14 protein-coding genes are annotated in these 16675 nt (G+C 58.6%); 3 read left to right on the top strand and 11 right to left on the bottom strand.

Going from position 1 to position 16675, the window contains the following annotated elements; genetic code table 11:
• Positions 1 to 18: 18 nt before the first annotated feature.
• The gene (locus tag GXP70_RS07115) at positions 19 to 276 is read right to left on the bottom strand and encodes a hypothetical protein (protein WP_404822319.1); all 258 of its coding nucleotides are present in this window, start codon (positions 274 to 276) and stop codon (positions 19 to 21) included.
• Positions 277 to 714: 438 nt separating this feature from the next.
• Between GXP70_RS07115 and GXP70_RS07120 the strand changes: the two genes are divergently transcribed.
• Entirely contained in the window at positions 715 to 2580 is a 1866-nt protein-coding gene (locus tag GXP70_RS07120; RefSeq protein ID WP_162355810.1) for an RICIN domain-containing protein, read from the top strand.
• A gap of 94 nt (positions 2581 to 2674) precedes the next feature.
• Here the strand turns inward: GXP70_RS07120 and GXP70_RS30035 are convergent, their stop codons facing one another.
• A complete protein-coding gene (locus GXP70_RS30035; RefSeq protein WP_162355811.1) occupies positions 2675 to 4318 on the bottom strand; it encodes an exosporium glycoprotein BclB-related protein in 1644 nt (547 codons plus the stop codon).
• Positions 4319 to 4503: 185 nt separating this feature from the next.
• Positions 4504 to 4872: a transcriptional activator HxlR gene (locus tag GXP70_RS07130; protein ID WP_162355812.1), complete on the bottom strand. Its 369-nt coding sequence runs from the start codon at positions 4870 to 4872 to the stop codon at positions 4504 to 4506.
• A 153-nt stretch (positions 4873 to 5025) separates the two neighbouring features.
• Between GXP70_RS07130 and hxlA the strand changes: the two genes are divergently transcribed.
• Together hxlA and hxlB are read left to right on the top strand one after the other, a co-directional pair.
• Complete coding sequence (hxlA, locus tag GXP70_RS07135) at positions 5026 to 5658, top strand: 3-hexulose-6-phosphate synthase (protein WP_162355813.1); 633 nt, start codon at positions 5026 to 5028, stop codon at positions 5656 to 5658.
• Positions 5659 to 5663: 5 nt separating this feature from the next.
• A complete protein-coding gene (hxlB, locus tag GXP70_RS07140) occupies positions 5664 to 6221 on the top strand; it encodes a 6-phospho-3-hexuloisomerase (protein WP_162355814.1) in 558 nt (185 codons plus the stop codon).
• Between the two features lie 96 nt (positions 6222 to 6317).
• Here hxlB and GXP70_RS07145 read toward each other — a convergent pair whose 3' ends face one another.
• From GXP70_RS07145 to GXP70_RS07180, 8 genes are all read right to left on the bottom strand, one after another.
• Positions 6318 to 6881 carry an RNA polymerase sigma factor gene (locus GXP70_RS07145; RefSeq protein WP_162355815.1) on the bottom strand — a complete coding sequence of 188 codons (564 nt, stop codon included), beginning with the start codon at positions 6879 to 6881 and terminating at the stop codon, positions 6318 to 6320.
• A 6-nt stretch (positions 6882 to 6887) separates the two neighbouring features.
• Complete coding sequence (locus GXP70_RS07150) at positions 6888 to 7457, bottom strand: VanZ family protein (RefSeq protein WP_162355816.1); 570 nt, start codon at positions 7455 to 7457, stop codon at positions 6888 to 6890.
• Between the two features lie 257 nt (positions 7458 to 7714).
• On the bottom strand, positions 7715 to 9535 hold the full coding sequence (locus GXP70_RS07155) for a PAS domain S-box protein (protein WP_162355817.1): 1821 nt from the start codon (positions 9533 to 9535) through the stop codon (positions 7715 to 7717).
• A gap of 165 nt (positions 9536 to 9700) precedes the next feature.
• Entirely contained in the window at positions 9701 to 10528 is an 828-nt protein-coding gene (locus GXP70_RS07160; protein ID WP_162355818.1) for a carbohydrate ABC transporter permease, read from the bottom strand.
• Positions 10529 to 10547: 19 nt separating this feature from the next.
• Positions 10548 to 11429, bottom strand: coding sequence for a carbohydrate ABC transporter permease (locus GXP70_RS07165; protein WP_225442701.1), 882 nt, complete (start codon positions 11427 to 11429; stop codon positions 10548 to 10550).
• A gap of 78 nt (positions 11430 to 11507) precedes the next feature.
• Positions 11508 to 13061 carry an ABC transporter substrate-binding protein gene (locus GXP70_RS07170; protein WP_162355819.1) on the bottom strand — a complete coding sequence of 518 codons (1554 nt, stop codon included), beginning with the start codon at positions 13059 to 13061 and terminating at the stop codon, positions 11508 to 11510.
• Positions 13062 to 13198: 137 nt separating this feature from the next.
• Complete coding sequence (locus tag GXP70_RS07175) at positions 13199 to 14803, bottom strand: response regulator (protein WP_162355820.1); 1605 nt, start codon at positions 14801 to 14803, stop codon at positions 13199 to 13201.
• Positions 14778 to 16607, bottom strand: a complete 1830-nt coding sequence (locus GXP70_RS07180; protein ID WP_162355821.1) for a sensor histidine kinase — start codon at positions 16605 to 16607, stop codon at positions 14778 to 14780. The genes GXP70_RS07175 and GXP70_RS07180 overlap by 26 nt, the downstream gene beginning before the upstream one ends.
• Between the last annotated feature and the right edge of the window lie 68 nt (positions 16608 to 16675).

A 16675-nucleotide genomic window follows, 5' to 3' on the forward strand; every position in this document is an offset into this window, starting at 1 on the left:
AAGCGCAAGCTCGCCGATTCAGCAATCGGGATACGGATAAATATCGTTGATCTGATTGAGCGGATAGTGGAACGTGGCGAATTGGGAGGCATACATGTACTGCAGCACGTAAACCTCGCCGCCTTGCACGCTGCACAGCTTGCCGGATACGCCTTGACCGTTGCGCAGGGAAATGCCGACGTTGCGGCCGACGAGGTACAACGCTTTTTGCTGCAGCTGCATGCTGCCTTGCTGCTGCATACCGCCTTGCTGCGGTATCTGATTGGGCATGAACATGGCGAATCGCTCCTTCGGTGATGGAATGCCGGGCTGTTGTAAACGTATGCCCCGGACCGCTGCTCCGGCACAGCGAATACCTATGGCGGAGCAATAATGCGCGGGGCGGCGAGGGAGACCGGGTCCTGTGCATATGGACGTAAGCTAGGGGGCTAGAGAGGAATTTTTTGGGTATCCATGAATGAATGGCATGCCGCCCGCATTTATTGGTATCACGGAGCGGAGGAAGCGGGCCGGACGAGAGGCGCTGCATGCGAAATTATGTAACGGGTTTCACTCCGGAGCAGAGATTCGCCCGAGCGAAAGCCGCGCTGCCGCTGTCGACCGCTTGTCGAACGAATGCCTCGACATCCGTTCGTACTTCATTCATCCGGATAGGAGGGATGCCGCGCGCTATTGGCAGCGTATTCAAATCTAAGAGAGGAACGGTGAGCATTGATGAAGATTCGAATCGGGAAGAAAACGGGGATTACGGCCGCATTGATCGCCTTCGTCGGGGGCAATTCGCTGTTCGCGCCGTCCGCGCACGCCAGCAACTACACGGCGGTCGTGAATCCCGGCGCGCAATACCAAACGTTCGAAGGCTGGGGCACCTCGCTCGCGTGGTTCGCCAATCGGATCGGCGGCGCGCCGGACGCGGTACGGAACGGCTACGCGGACAAACTGTTCGGCAGCAGCGGGCTGAACATGAACATCGTGCGCTACAATATCGGGGGCGGCGAGAATCCCGCTTATCCGAACAACATGGAGCTGCGGGCGCGCGTTCCCGGCTTTCAGCCGACGCAGGGCACCTACGATTGGACGGCGGATGCCAATCAGCGCTGGTTCCTGCAGGCGGCGAAGTCGCGGATCCCTTCAAGCGAGTTCATCGCGGAGGCATTCTCGAATTCCCCGCCGTGGTGGATGACGCAGAGCGGCAGCGTGACGGGGAATTACGGGGCAGCCAACAATTTAAGGGACGATATGTACGACGCGTTCGCGGACTATCTCGTGACGGTCAACAAGCATTTCAAGGATTACTGGGGCGTGACGTTCCGGACGCTGGAGCCGCTGAACGAGCCGAACGCGAGCTGGTGGACGTACGGCAACCGGCAGGAGGGGGCGCATTTTGACCGGAACAAGCAGGAGATCATGATCCAGAAGGTCGCCGATCTGCTCACGACGCAAGGCTCGCCGACCCAAGTAAGCGCTTCGGACGAGACGAGTATCGACGACGGACGCGATACGATCAACAGCTTCTCCGCGACGACCAAGAACGCGATCTGGCAGTACAACGTGCATACTTACGGCGGCAGCGACCGGGTCGGCTTCAACACGGCGGCGGCCGGCAAAAACATCTGGATGTCCGAGCACGGCGACGGCGACGCCTCCGGCATGCAGATGGCGCGTTCCATCGTGTACGACCTCCGCTACATGAAGAACACGGGCTGGGTGTACTGGCAGGCGGTCGACGGCGGCGGCTGGGGACTGATGGATGTGAACGACCTGAACGATCCGAATTCCAATTTCACGGCCGTGACCAACAAGAAATATTACGCGCTGGCGCAGTGGAGCAAATTCATCCGCCCCGGCTACAAAATCATCGACATCGGGGACGGCAACTCCATCGCGGCGTACGACACGGTATCGAAGAATCTCGTCATCGTCACGCTGAACGACTCCAGCAGTTCCAATACGGTGACCTATGACCTGTCGGCTTTCTCGTCGATCACGGGATCGGTGACGGGGTATCAGACGGTGACGTCCACGGGCGATAATTTGGCGCCGATCACGGGGCTGACGCTGACGAACAAAACGTTCCAACGCACGATTCCGGCGCAATCCACGGCTACGTTCGTCATCTCCGGCGCGAACTACACGCCGCAGCAGCCGGTCGACACGTCGGCGTACTACAAGCTCATCAACCGCAACAGCGGCAAGGTTCTCGACGTGACGGGCAGCTCGACGACGCTTGGGGCAGCGCTCGTGCAGAACACGGGCGGCAGCAACTACAGCCAGCAGTGGCAGTTCGTCGATGCGGGCAGCGGTTATTACAAGCTGAAGAACCGCGGCAGCGGGCAGCTCGCCGACGTCAATAACGCCTCGCAGAACGACGGGATGCAGATTATTCAGTATAGCGATAACGGCGGCGCGAATCAGCAATGGGCGGTCACGGATGCGGGAGGCGGCTACGTGAAGCTGTTCAACAAGAACAGCAATAAACTGATGGACGTGAACGGGGAGTCCACCGCGGACGGGGCCGCGATCATCCAGTACACGGATCATGGCGGGAACAATCAGCAGTGGCAGCTGGTGAAGCAGTAGAGGGAGGAAGCCGTAAGCCGCAGTTGCATGCAAGCGTATGAAAAGTCCCCTGGTCCAAGTGCCTTGAGGCGCTTGGACCAGGGGATTAGTCGGTTTATTGAAGCGCGAACGCCGCCCCGCCGCTGGCATAACCAGTAACGTTGTTAATTAAGCTAATCCCTGCTGCCGTCGCGCTGAATACGAGCAAATAACGCGTATTCGCCGAAACCGGGATACTCAGGCCCGTAGTCTGGCCAGAGCTAAACGTACCGATTGCAAGTACTCCCGTCAATGCCGGAGCCAACGTTACGGTCGCGCCTGGAACAGGGGTAAACATATTGCTTGGCCCAGTGGAACTGTAGAGCTGCGCTGTTATCGTGACTGTCGAACCGACTAGCGTTTGTGCAACCGTTGTGCTGAAGTAAGCGGATAATGAGGTCAAGGTACCGTTCGCCGGAACGGAAAACGCATAGTTGAGATCCCCATCAGGGGCAGAACCTGGACCCGTCAGATCAATTAGGCCTGAGGAAACGTTAACGCCGCTTACCGAATTTCCAAAACCCAGGGCGGCACCGGTTCCTTGGAGGCCGCCTGCAATTGTTGTTAGCGAAACCGGTTTACCGGAAGCGAACGGAACGATTGCCATTCCCCCGGCTCCCGGAGGTCCTTGGATTCCCTGGATTCCTTGGAGTCCATTCACTCCTGCCGGCCCAGCCGGTCCTGCGGGTCCAGCCGGTCCTGCGGGTCCAGCGGGTCCTGCGGGTCCTGCTGGTCCTGTCGCTCCTGCGGGTCCTGCGGGTCCTGCGGGTCCAGCCGGTCCAACAGCGCCGGTATCGCCAGTGTCGCCCTTGGCGCCATCAGCGCCGGCCGCGCCAGTGTCGCCTTTGTCGCCTTTGACTCCAGCCGGTCCGGTATCGCCAGTGTCGCCCTTGGCGCCATCAGCGCCGGCCGCGCCGGTATCGCCCTTGTCACCTTTGGCTCCGGCCGCGCCAGTGTCGCCCTTGTCGCCTTTGGCGCCATCAGCTCCGGCAGCACCGGCATCGCCCTTGTCGCCCTTAGCGCCAGCAGCACCAGTGTCGCCCTTATCGCCTTTGGCTCCAGCGGCACCGGTGTCGCCCTTATCGCCTTTGGCTCCAGCGGCACCAGTGTCGCCTTTGTCACCCTTAGCTCCGGCTGCGCCGGTATCGCCCTTAGCCCCGGTCGAGCCCGACCCGGAAGATCCCGCCGGTCCGGTATCGCCTTTGTCGCCCTTGTCGCCTTTCGCACCCGTATCGCCTTTGTCGCCCTTATCGCCTTTCGGCCCTACGACGGGTTCGACCGGGTTCTTGATCGCGACCAATTGCTTCTTGGCATCCCATTCCACCTGCGCGTCGAACAATTCGGCCAGGAAACGGAGCGGTACCATGACTCGGCCCTGGTCAATAATGCCTGGCTGGTCGAGCGTAACCTTCGTTTCCTTGCCGTTCTTGTTCACGATTGCGGCCGAGCTGCCGATCGGCAGCTTGCCGGACGTCGTGCCTTTCGACGCCGTAACCGTCTTGGCGGCGGCGTCCCAGCTCAACGTAACGCCCATCGTATCGCCGACCAGCTTGATCGGGACGAGCACGCTGCTGCCTGCGATCATCGGTTCGGCGTCGCCCGAAACGATCTTGCCGTCGACGACGACGGAGATGCCGGCGGCCTGGACCGCCGGGACGGACATGAGCGCCATGGCAAGCGTGAATACGACCGAAGTCTTCTGCCATCTTTTCTTGAACATAACGTTGGGCCTCTCTCCTGCCTGTTGAAGCTGCATCGCTTCGCGGCATTAATAGTTTCGAGATTAATATAGCACAGAGAATGGCCATTTTTTACCAATTAATTTCGCTATTCTTCACAATATTGTGACATTTCGTCACAAAAAAGAAAGCCCTTCCACTTCCGGCAGGAAGCGAAAGAGCAAGTTTACAGCGAGAAATCCCCTTTGATCGCCACTTTATCCTTGACGACCGTCTCCATATAATTCTTGCCCCAGCTGTACATCGCCTCGAGAATCGGCATGAGGCTCGTCCCGAGCTCGGTCAAGGAATACTCCACTTTGGGCGGCACGACGGGATAAACGTTCCGGTGGACGATGAGATCGTCCTCCAGCTCGCGCAGCTGGCTGACGAGCATGCGCTGCGTAATGTCGGGAATCAGACTCTTCAGCTCGCCGAAGCGTTTGGTGCCCTCTTTGCCGAGATGCCAGAGAATCAGCATTTTCCATTTGCCGCCGATGACGGACAGCGTCAGTTCCTTCTCGCAATTGAACGTTTTCTCGTCCAGATGTCCCATGATTGCAACCTCCTCCGACCCTCATTATAGCCCACGGTATACTTTTAAGCACTAGCTAAGAAAAAAGTGCGTACTACCTTTCTTGCAGGCATGGGGCTATACTAGCATCGAACGAGAAAGACATGCAAACATGGAGAAGGAGCGGATAATAGCATGGAACTTCAATTGGCATTGGATTTGGTAGACATCCACGGAGCGAAGCAAGTGGTGAAAGAGGTCGCGCCGTATATCGATATCGTCGAGATCGGAACGCCGGTCGTCATTAACGAAGGGCTTCATGCCGTTAAGGCGATCAAGGACGAATTCCCGTCGCTCAAGGTGCTCGCCGACCTGAAAATCATGGATGCCGGAGGCTACGAAGTGATGAAAGCGTCCGAAGCCGGCGCGGACATCATTACGGTGCTCGGCGTCTCCGACGATGCGACCATCAAAGGCGCGGTCGACGAAGCGCGCAAGCAGAACAAGAAGATCATGGTCGACATGATCAACGTGAAGGATATCGCGGGACGCGCCCAAGAAATCGACAACCTCGGCGTCGACTATATTTGCGTCCACTCCGGCTACGATCATCAAGCCGCAGGCAAGAACTCGTTCGAGGACCTGGCGACGATCAAGCGCGTCGTGAAACGGGCGAAGACGGCGATCGCCGGCGGCATCAAGCTGCAGACGCTGCCCGAAGTCATCGGCGCGCAGCCGGACCTGGTCATCGTCGGCGGCGGCATTACCGGCTCCGACGACAAGCAGGCGGTAGCGGCGGAGATGCAGCGGCTGATCAAGCAAGGGTAAGGCAGATGTCTTCACGAACACCGGTCATGACCATCATGCAGGAGCTGGAGCGAACGCTTCAGGCCGTTCGGTCCGACGAAATCGCGATGCTTGCACGGCAAGTGACGAACGCGCGGCGCATCTTCGTCGCCGGGGCCGGCAGATCCGGACTGATGATGCGGGCATTCGCGATGCGGCTGATGCATATGGGCTTCAGCGCTTACGTCGTCGGCGAGACCGTGACGCCCGGCATTGCCGAAGGCGATCTGCTCGTGATCGGCTCCGGCTCGGGCGAGACCAAGACGCTGGCCGCCATGGCGGCCAAAGCCAAGAGCATCGGCGCGGCGGTCGCGGCCGTGACCATCGTGCCGGAGTCGACGATCGGCAAGCTTGCCGCCGTCAGCGTGATCATTCCCGCCGCGACGAAAGACAGCGCGACGGGCGCGGCCTCGTCCGTTCAGCCGATGGGCAGCCTGTTCGAGCAAGCGTTGCTGCTGCTGCTCGATGCGCTGGTGCTGCAGCTTATGGAGAGCGAGGCGCTTCAAGGCGCGGCCATGTTCACGAACCACGCCAATTTGGAATAGACCCAAACGAATAAACCTAGACGAATAGCCGCAAACGAAAACTCAGCATCCATGCCGACGGAACGCCGCCGGCGTACGGATGCTGAGTTTGTTTGCTCATGTCAGCTGCATGGTTTGCGGCTTTTCCAGCTTCTGCAGCTTCTGGAGCTTCTTCTTGCAGCGGTGGATCTGCGTCTTCAAGGTGCCGATCGATTTCTGCTGGAGCGAGGCAAGCTGCTCGTAGGTCATTCCGTACCCGTACAGCAGCAGCATCGACCGGCGCTGCTCGGGGTCCAAGTGCTGCAGCATCTCGTACGCCTCCGACGATTCGAATTCGCTGCCGATCCCGCCGTCGCCGGCGCCCGAAATCAAGTCCATCCGCTCGAAGACCGTTTCGCGGCTGCACTTCCGCTTCCGATAGAGATCGATCGCCGTGTTCCTCGCGATGATGTACAACCGCCCGTCCTGCACGTCCCCGGCCGTCAGCATGCCGAATTTGCGGAAGATCTTCATGAACGTCTCCTGTACCGCGTCTTGCGCGAGAAAAGGATCCCGCAATATTTTGTAGACGTACGCATACACGCGCTTGCTATGTTCTTTATAGTAAGCCGTGAACCGCTCGTTAGCAGACGCTGTAACAGCGGCAGTAACGGTAGCGGCAACAGTAGCCGTGAGGGTCATCGTCAATCATCCTTTCCCGCCTAGAATCGCGGTGTTCGCGCGGTCGGCCTGGATCGCCGTCTTGCCCGGCTTGGCTTGCGCGTCGCGTCTCGCGTCCCAATACGCGGCATACAATCGGAACACGAAGCAGCCAAGCAAGCCGCCGGCGGTATTCAGCAGCAGATCGTCGACGTCGAACACGCCGACGTTCAAGACGGCCTGCGAGGTTTCCAGCATCAGGCTGAAGCCGAACGAAACGGTCAGGGCGCGGAGCATCGGGCGTCCGCCGCTCCCCGACAGCAAGCCGGCGAACGAACCGAGCGGCATGAAGATCGCCATATTGCCGAACAGGCAGAGCAAGTCGTACAGCGTTCGCCCGCGCAGCGACCGCTTGATTTCCCTGAACGGCTCCTGGTTGCCCGCATGAATGCGCTCGTTGACGTAACCGGCATGCTGCAAGGCATATTTCAACTGGTGAATGAGATAGGCAGCGTCGATACGGCCGAATTTGAATACGATGATTTCGATGGTGGCGGCTATGTACAGAACAAGCAGGATGCCTATCGTGAAGCGGGTGAAGGGTCGTGTGCGGCACATCGTGATCTTGTCCTTTCCAAGCTGGCGTTGCTGTTAAGCATAGCCGGAAGAGTTTAAGAAGATCTTAGGGGAATTCTTAAACTTTCCTTAAACCGGCGTCCGGAGTGCCGCCAGCGGCCATTGAACTAACTGCCTGCGCCGGGCGAATACGGCGTATTCGCAGGAGGCCGGGACGATTATGCCATTCGGGACGATCATGCCATTCTATAGAAAAGACCCCGCCGATTGCTCCATAGCGGGTTGCCCGATCCGACCTTCTATATCGATATCGGCAGCGAGATGTCGATGCTGGTTCCTTGTCCGACTTTGCTTTCGACGCGGATGCTGCCGGCGTGATTCTCGATGATCTTCTGACTGACCATGAAGCCCAGCCCGGTTCCTGTCTCCTTGGTCGTGTAGAAGGGCTGCCCCAGCTTCGCGAGCACGTCCTCCGGAATGCCGCAGCCTTCGTCGGTGAGACGAATCCGCAGCGACTGATCCTGTTCGTTCATGACTTGAATGCGGACGATACCGCCCTTCGGCATGGATTCGATCGCATTCTTGATAAAGTTGATGAACACCTGCTTGATCTGATTCTCGTCGCAATAGATAGGCGTGACGCCGGGCTTGATCTCCGTCGTAAACTGCACGTTGTTCAGGTTCGCCTGCGAATCCAGCAGCGTCATCACCTGGCTCAAGAGGACGCGAATGTCCTTGCGCTCGTATTTGATCGTCTGCGGCTTGGCCAGAATGAGCAGCTCGCTCAGAATCAATTCGATCCGCTCGATTTCGGAGGTCATGATATCGAAGTACTTCTGTTTCTCGCCGATGCCGGCTTTCATTAATTGCACGAAGCCCTTGATCGAGGTAATGGGGTTTCGGATTTCGTGGGCGATGCCGGCGGCCAATTGCCCGGCGACCGATAGCTTCTCGGCATTCTTCATATGTTCCTGCGCCATTTTCCATCCCGTAATGTCCCGGAAGATGACCGAGAACCCGGACTGGCCGTCTTTGCCGTCCAGGATCGGCGAAGCGGTAAGAATCACGTTGAGCAATTCGCCGTTCTTGCGCTGGCGGACGGTTTCGAAGCCGTGAATCGACTGTCCGCTCATAATGGTGACGTAGTTATGATCGACTTCAGGGTACGATTTGCTCGGAATGATCGGGACTTGCGTGAGATGCAGGCCGATGATTTCATCATTCGACCACCCGAATGTCCGTTCGAAGGCTTCGTTCACGCGATAGATCCGGGAATCGTGATCGAAGATGGCGATGGGATCCGCATTGTCCTCGATGAAGGACTCCAATTGCGAGGCTTTGGCGATGAGCTCCTTCTCTGCGAGCTTGCGGGGGCTGACGTCGCGGCAGATCCCCGTGATGCCGACGATCATGCCGTTGTGGTCCCGCAGCGGCGAAAGCGTCGCTTCCACGTCCAGCAGCTGCCCGTCCTTGCACCGGCGGACCGTCTCGAGGCCGACGACCGTTTCGCCGGCCTTGATGCGCCGATGAACGGCAGTCATCGCGTCCTTGAGGAAGTCGGGGATGAGAAGCAGCGGTTTCCCTTTGATCTCGTCCGCGGACCAGCCGAACAGCCGCTCGAAAGCGGGATTCACGTCCACGACGTTCTCCTCCGCATCGATCATCCAGATGGCGTCCGCGTTATGCCTGATGAACGACTCCAGCTGCATGGTCTTCGCGCTCAGCTTCTGTTCGGCGAATTTCCGCTCGGTAATGTCTTTGATCTGCGCGATGTAGCGGAAGGGCTGCGCGGACTCGTCCCGCAGCAGCGAGAGCACGAGATGCCCCCATACCGTAACCCCGTTCTTATGTAAATATCGCATTTCCGCGGGATAGGATTCGCATTCGCCGTCCCGGAGCCGATCGACCATGTCGCGGGCCACAGGACCGTCGAGCGGATGCGCGAGATCCTGCAGCGTCATGCCCGGGAGTTCCGATTCCTCGTAGCCGAGCATTCGGCCGAGCGACGCGTTAACGTGCAGCAGTGCGCAGTCGGCATCCAGCAAGGCCATGCCGATCGGGGCGTATTGGAATGCAATCGAGAACAGCTCAGACTTCGCATCGTGTAAGTGAACGGTCATAATTCCTCCTTGAGCAGGATGAGACTTTCCCATGACATTAGACATTAAAGGCATTAATTCCTTGTGCCTGGCTAGGTTTTGGCAAAAATAAATGCCCCCGATCGCGGCGGATCGGGGGCATGGACTGCGAAGCCGTTATGAATACAGCCTAACGAACCGTTCGCGTTACATCTTGATCGAACCGCTCGAGATGCCTTCGACGAAATTGCGCATCAGCAAGGAGAACAGGATCAAGAGCGGCAGGGAGGCGAGCGTGTAAGCGGCCATCATGCCGCCGTAATCGCTGAGCCCGTGGTTGCCCGCGGACGCCTCGAAGGAGACGAGGGCGACGGTCAGCGTCTGATGCACCCGATCGAGCAGCAAGGACGGCAGCAAGTAATCGTTCCACAAGCTGTTGATGTTCATGATGCCGACCGTCGTGCAGATCGGAACCGACAGCGGAAGCACGATCGAGAGGAAGATGATGCGGTTGCCCGCGCCGTCGATCCGGGCGGCTTCGAACAATTCGTTCGACAGCTGCTCGAAGAATGTCTTGAGCACGAACACGGTGAAGGCCTGGCCGCCTGCGATATACGGCAGAATAAGCGCCCAGTAGCTGTCGGACAATCCGAGCTTCTTGATTTGCAGATAGAGCGGGATCAGCGTCAGGAAGCCCGGAATGAGCAGCAGGCAGAAGACGAGCATGAACAGCGAGTTCTTGAACGGGAACTTGAGCTTGGCGAATGCGTACGCGCTCATCGCCGAGAACAGCAGAATGAACACGACGCTGACGATGACGATGATGATGGAGTTCAAGATCGGCGTATCGATCTTGCCCCAGGCGGTCGAATAATTGCCCCATTCGAAGTGCTTCGGAATATTGATCGTGCTGGCCGCGAAGTCGATCGGCGTCTTGACCGAGTTTTCCAGCAGGAAGTAGATCGGCAGCAGAGTGATGATAATCAGCACGACGAGAATCGTTTGTCCTAGGGACGGCATGCGTATCGATTTCATGGTTGCGCCCTCCTTTGGCTTAAGAATCGGTCTTGACGAGCCGCATGTTCAGAATGGTAAACGCCAGGATGACGACGAACATCACGAGCGCGATGGACATGCCGTAGCCGAACTCGCCGTTCACGGTCGACACGTTGTACATATGAAGAATCGGCACGTACGTGGAGTAGCCCGGACCGCCGTTGGTCATGACGAGCGGCGGAATGATGTTCTGCAGGCTGCCGACCAACGTCAGGATGATGATCAACCGGAATTGCGGCAGGGAAAGCGGAATATCCAGGTGGAAGACCCTCTTCCATCCGACGCAGCCGTCCAGCTTCGCGGCCTCGATGACTTCTTTGGAGATGCTCTGCAGGCCCGAGTAGAAGATGAGCAGGTTGAAGGCGCTGATCCACGGGAAGCCCATGAGCATAATCGAATACAGCGCAATCTTCGGGTCGTTCAGCCAGAGATGCTTCCATGACGCCAGGCCGATCATGTCGAGCACCTGGTTGATCGCTCCATCGCCTTGATAGAGGAAACGCCAGAGCAGGATCGTGACGATGCCTGGGATGACGATCGGGATGACGAACAATGTCCGGTACACGTACTGCTTCCGCGTGCTCTGCACATGGAAGATCAATTCCGATACCAGGAACGGCGGAATGACCGCCAGCGCGATGGAGAACGCCACCCAGATGAGGGCGTGGATCGTCGATTGGCCGAGCACCTCGTCGGAGAACATGCGGACGAAATTATCGAAGCCGATGAAGCGCGGGGCGTTGAAGCCGTCCCAATCGGTGAACGCGCCGCTTAAGGCTTGATAGACCGGGTAGTACATGAACCAGATCAGAAATACGAAGGTGGGCAGGATGAAGGCGTATCCCGTTAAGGCCGTCTTCGAGCGTGCATTCCATTTCATTCAGGCCGACCGTCCTTCCTTGTGAAAATAAGAAAGAGGGAGCCGCGCTCGGCGAGTTCCCTCTTCAATACTAGCGGCTTAATATTGGCTCAGATCGGTATCGTTCTTCGTCTGGTATTCCTTCACGGCGGCGTCAAGCGCCTTCTGCACGGCGGCCGTCGCTTTCTCGATGCTCATGTTGCCGCTCAAGTACAGTCCGAACGTGCGCTGCAGGTCCTTGCCGAGGTTCGCCGAGGAGTTGCCGACCATGATCGCCTTCAGCTCCTTGGTGGATTGGCTGGCAAGGTCTTTCATGCTGTCGTTCGGCTTCGTGTCCGGCCAGTGCGGCACGAACGTGCCGTTCTCGTTGACGACCTGCTCGACATGCTGCGGCGTGCCGAGGAATTGCAGCCAGTCGATGACCGCTTCCTTCTTGCCGGGCTCCTTCATGCTCTTGTCGGCTTCTTTGGTCGCAACCGCGAACTGGAAGGCCGCGTTCGGTCCGCCAACGGCGCCGGAAGCGTCTTCGCCGGTCGTCAGCGGCGTATCGGACGCGGACAGCGTCGGGAAGTTGAAGGAACCGAGCTCGAACTTGACGCCGGCATCCGCGGCATTGTTCGGCAGCCAGCTGCCGTCGTAGAAGATCGCCGTCTTGCCGGCCAGGAAGTCGTTGCGCGCGTTCGTGCCGACAACGCCCGGATCGCCGGTCAGATAGTCGGGCTTCCATGTGTCGGTCAGCTGCTTGAATACCGGCCACCAGCCCATGAAGCGCGGATCTTTCGTGTTCAGCAGGCCTTTGGAGATCGCGACGACTTCATCGAGGCTCGAGACGCCCGGCGCTTTGTCATAACCGGCGATCGTATCGAAATCCTTCGAGAAGAAGTCGGTCAGGAAGTGGCGCTGGAACCAGCCGTAATCCGGCGCTTGCGACATGGCGACGATGCCGGCCGCTTGCAGCTTCTTGCTCGCGTCGATCAGCTCGGCCCATGTCTTCGGCGCTTCGGCGATGCCGGCTTGCTGGAAGAGATCTTTATTATAGAAGAAGGCGGTTGCCACGTAGTCGCCGTTAATGTTGTAATGCTTGCCCTCCGGCGACGCGGTTTCGTTCACGACGGTGTCGTTCATCGCTTCCTGCCAGGTCGCTTTATCCGGAATGTACGGGTTCGGCTTGTTGAAGTATTCGGTCAAGTCTTCGGCGATGCCTTTCGGGAACGTGCCGTTCAATTCGGCCCATTGCGCCCAATAGACGTCGAACAGCTCGCCGGCCGCGGCCTTGACGCGCACCGTCTGCGTGTAATCCTTGAACTCTTCGTCGACGAAGTTGATCTTGATGCCCGGATGCGCCTTCTCGTACTCGTCGGCGAGCGTCCGGAGCTGATGCTGATCGGATTTGATGCCGGTAATGTTCTTGGCGTTCGGCGTATAGGCTTGGGCGTACATATTGATGGTGCCCTTCCACGCGCTCGCGCTTGCGTCATTGCCGGAAGCGTTGCTGCTCGAAGCATCGTTGCCGGAAGAAGCATTGCTGCTCGAAGCGTTGCTGCCGTTCGAAGCGTTGTTGCCGTTCGAGCCGCTGCTGCCGCAGCCCGTAGCTACGATCGCGATGGCGGCGAGCAAGATGGGCAGCGATTTCGACTTAAGCTTGTGTTTCATTCGAATGATCCCCCTTGTTGACGTTTATTCGATGGCGTATATCTCTTACCTCGTCCTAATCTTACCGATCCTGAAAGCGATATCATAGAGGGGGAGATTTTACATCGGGTAGCTATTTTTTTACCTGCCGGATCGAATTATTGATATCGCTTCCTGTACTCGGACGGCGTCAGCCCGGTCAACTCCTTGAACACGCGGTAGAAATATTTGACGTCGGCGTATCCGATCAGGGCGCTGATCTCCGGCAGGCTGTACGTTCCTTGCTGCAGCAGCTCCTTGGCTTTCTCGATCCGGCACTCCTTCAAGTAGTCGACGAAGTTGCGGTTGGTCGCGTATTTGAACCAGCGGCTGAAGTAGCTGGCGTTCATGCCCATATAGTCGGCGACCGCCTGCAGGCTGACGCCGTCGGCCAGATAATCGCGCACGTATTGCTTGGCGCGCTCGGCCGACTTCAGATCGAGCAGGCTGCGCTCCCGGAGGACGGATTGGCAGAGCTGATGGATCATCGCCTTGATTCTGCCCAAGAGGGAATCGCGCGTCGTCGTGGCTTCCAGCTCGGACAGCCAGACGGACAGCGGCTTGCCGCTTGTCTCGCTTACGTCCAGATCCATCTGCTTCATCTGCACCGCGAGCCGCAGCATGTAATGCACGATGAACCGCTTCAGCTGCGCGGGCGAGACCGGCTCCGAGAAGACGACGCGTTCGAGGGCGTGATAAGCCGCTTCTTCGCTGCCCTGCATGAGCAGCTCCAGCGACGCTTCCATCTGTTCGACCATCCGGACGGGCAGCTGATTGTCCGCTTCGAGCTTGTCGGGCGAAAGCACTTGATCGCCCCCGTGCACGAAACGGTACGTGACGGCGAGCGACGCCTCCTGATAAGCGTCCGGCGTATGCGCGAACGGGCGGATGCGGCTCATGCCGATCGAGATGGTCCGCTTGAAGCTGGCGGCGATGTCCGCCCGCAGCAGGTCCGCAAGCTCGGCAGCCTGCCTGGCCGCGAGCCGCGTATCCGGGCCGGGGCAGCCGTGAATGACGACGATCTGGCCGGCATGGTCCTGCAGGATGTAGACGCCCGGCTTGCCGGCATACCACTCCTGCACGAATTTGGTCAGCGCGTACATGAACAGCTCGACGTCGAAGGCGGAGAAGGAATCCTTCTCGATCCAGTCCGGGCTGACGACGAGCACGACGACGTGATCGCTGTCCGGATCGAACGGCAGGCCGTAGCCGGATTCGACGATGAATTGCGCCAGCTCGTTGATGTCCTGTCCCAGCAGATAGTGCTGGACGTACAATTGCTGCGCGAGCGGGGCGGCTTTGCGCACCGTGTGCCGGAGCAGGCTCATCTGCTCTTGTTCCTCGCGTTCGCGGTCCACGAGCGTCCGCGCTCTGGCCAGCGTCTCGAGCAGCTCGCCCCGGTCGAGCGGCTTGGTGATGTAGCCCATGACCCCATGTCCGATCGCTTCCTTGGCCAGCTGGAATTCCTGATACGCCGTCAGAATGATCCGGTGAATGCGCGGCGACTCCGCCGCGATCCGTTCGCAGCACTCCAGTCCGTTCAGACCGGGCATGCGGAAATCGAGGATGACCAGATCCGGCTGCAGCCGGAAAATCTGCTGCAGGCCGGAGACGCCGTCCTCCGCTTCCCCGACGACTTCCCATTCGGGCGCGAAACGCTGAATGATTTTCTTGATTCCTTGTCTGATGATGGCTTCATCATCCACGAGTATGACGCGATACATAGACATTGACCTCGCTTTCGCTGCGGATTATGGGGAGCGTCAGCCGGATTTCCGTGCCGACGCCGGGCTCGCTTGCAATGGACATGGCGGCGCTGTCGCCGAAGTACAGCTGCATGCGGGCATGCACGTTGGCGATTCCGACGCTGCCGCTCGATCTGGCCACGCCGGCCATGCCGTTCCGAAGCTGGCGGTGCAGCTGCTGCAGCCGCTCGGGGGCGATACCGAGGCCGTCGTCCGTCACCGTCACGACGACGGAATCGCCTTCGCTGCGAATGGCGACGGCCAGCTTGCCTTTGCCCTGCTTCAGCTCGAGCCCGTGATAGAAGGCATTCTCGATGAGCGGCTGAATCGTGATGCGGGGCAGGTAGCAGTCCAACACCGCATCCTCGACGTCGACGGTCATGTCGAAGCGCGTATGGTAGCGGCTCTCCTGAATGCGGAAGTAGTTGGTCAAGTATTCCTGCTCTTCCCGGAAAGCAATGAAGTCATTGCCGCGGTAAATCGACGCTTTCACGAGCTTGCCGAGCGACGTGATCATCTCGACGGTCGAATCGGCCTCGTCGAGCTCGGCCTTCATCTTGATCGTCTCGAGCGTGTTGAACAGGAAATGCGGATTGATCTGCGACTTGAGCGCCTGCAATTCGCTTTCTTTGCGGAAAATTTCCGCCTGATACAGGTTGCGGATCGTCTCGTCGAGCTTCCGGCTCATCCGGATAATGCTGCGGATCAGATGCCCGATCTCGTTGCGCGGCGGATTGGCGTACGAGATTTGGAAGTCTTCCATCTCCACCCGCTTGATCAGCGCGATCAGGCTGTAGATCGGCTTCGTGATCTGGAACGAGCTCCAGGTGGAGAGCAGAATGGCGATGACGATGCAGGCGAGACCGAGCAGAATCATCGAATTGCGCACGCTGCTGCTGCCGGAGACGATCTGCACGACCGGCACGTCGCCAACGACGGTCCAGCCGTACGAGCCGACCTTGCTGTATACCACGATGTTCTCCTTGTTGTCGATGGTCACGCGCTCCTTGCCGTGTTGACCGTTCGGCAGCTTCGGCAGGGCGGCCAGCAGCTCGCTGCCGACGGCGGAGTTGGCATAGACGATCTGGCCGTTGTCGTCCATGACGAAGAACGAGCCGCTCTCGCCCAAGTTGACCAGATCCATGATCTGCTTAATGCCGTCCAGCTTGAAATCGACTTCGAAGTAGCCGGCGTATTCCAGCATTGTCGTCGACTTGTATATTTTGCGTACCAGCGAGAAGACGGGCGGCTGGTTCTTCGCTTCCTGCCCGCTGTCGAAGTACGGCTTATGCAGGCTGAGGAAGGTCAGGTTCTCTTCCGAGGCGCTGAAATCCTTGTACCAAGGCATCGTCTCCAAGGTTACGCCCGGCGTCAGGTTGCCGGTGCTGTAGATTTGCGGCAGCACCGTTCCAGGCGCCGGCAGATCGAAATAGTTGATCGCCTGCACGCTGTCGCGCTGCGATTGCCACAGGCTGAAGTTCTTCTCGATCGTTTCCCGTTTCACGAGCTGGTCGGACGGATCGAGCGGCTTCCGGAGCGTGAGCAGATCCTGCAAGTCCCGGTTGTAATAGGGCTGCAGCGTAAACGTCTCGAGCTCCCGCATGTAGTTGTCGATGTTCGATGACGTGCTGACGGCGACTTGTCTGGCGAAATCGCTGAGCTTGTTCTCCATCGCCTGCCTGTACAGGCTGTACGCGCCGAAGCCGAGAACGGATAGCGGCAGCACGATGAATACGACGTACGTGATGATCAATTTCTGTTTGAAGCTGATGAATGTTCGCATAGGTCCCCACCTGTCTGTCGGTTCATTCTCCCTTTGAAGAAGGGTACCAAAAGAAGGTGTCGAATGGT

This window comes from Paenibacillus lycopersici (assembly GCF_010119935.1).
In the GTDB taxonomy this organism is placed as follows: domain Bacteria; phylum Bacillota; class Bacilli; order Paenibacillales; family Paenibacillaceae; genus Paenibacillus_Z; species Paenibacillus_Z lycopersici.

What these genes read in the sequence shown, in the direction of transcription:
- GXP70_RS07115 (WP_404822319.1), bottom strand. Translation starts at nt 276, where the DNA reads ATGTTCATGCCCAATCAGATACCGCAGCAAGGCGGTATGCAGCAGCAA.
- GXP70_RS07120 (WP_162355810.1), top strand. Translation starts at nt 715, where the DNA reads ATGAAGATTCGAATCGGGAAGAAAACGGGGATTACGGCCGCATTGATC.
- GXP70_RS30035 (WP_162355811.1), bottom strand. Translation starts at nt 4,318, where the DNA reads ATGTTCAAGAAAAGATGGCAGAAGACTTCGGTCGTATTCACGCTTGCC.
- GXP70_RS07130 (WP_162355812.1), bottom strand. Translation starts at nt 4,872, where the DNA reads ATGGGACATCTGGACGAGAAAACGTTCAATTGCGAGAAGGAACTGACG.
- hxlA (WP_162355813.1), top strand. Translation starts at nt 5,026, where the DNA reads ATGGAACTTCAATTGGCATTGGATTTGGTAGACATCCACGGAGCGAAG.
- hxlB (WP_162355814.1), top strand. Translation starts at nt 5,664, where the DNA reads ATGTCTTCACGAACACCGGTCATGACCATCATGCAGGAGCTGGAGCGA.
- GXP70_RS07145 (WP_162355815.1), bottom strand. Translation starts at nt 6,881, where the DNA reads ATGACCCTCACGGCTACTGTTGCCGCTACCGTTACTGCCGCTGTTACA.
- GXP70_RS07150 (WP_162355816.1), bottom strand. Translation starts at nt 7,457, where the DNA reads ATGTGCCGCACACGACCCTTCACCCGCTTCACGATAGGCATCCTGCTT.
- GXP70_RS07155 (WP_162355817.1), bottom strand. Translation starts at nt 9,535, where the DNA reads ATGACCGTTCACTTACACGATGCGAAGTCTGAGCTGTTCTCGATTGCA.
- GXP70_RS07160 (WP_162355818.1), bottom strand. Translation starts at nt 10,528, where the DNA reads ATGAAATCGATACGCATGCCGTCCCTAGGACAAACGATTCTCGTCGTG.
- GXP70_RS07165 (WP_225442701.1), bottom strand. Translation starts at nt 11,429, where the DNA reads ATGAAATGGAATGCACGCTCGAAGACGGCCTTAACGGGATACGCCTTC.
- GXP70_RS07170 (WP_162355819.1), bottom strand. Translation starts at nt 13,061, where the DNA reads ATGAAACACAAGCTTAAGTCGAAATCGCTGCCCATCTTGCTCGCCGCC.
- GXP70_RS07175 (WP_162355820.1), bottom strand. Translation starts at nt 14,803, where the DNA reads ATGTATCGCGTCATACTCGTGGATGATGAAGCCATCATCAGACAAGGA.
- GXP70_RS07180 (WP_162355821.1), bottom strand. Translation starts at nt 16,607, where the DNA reads ATGCGAACATTCATCAGCTTCAAACAGAAATTGATCATCACGTACGTC.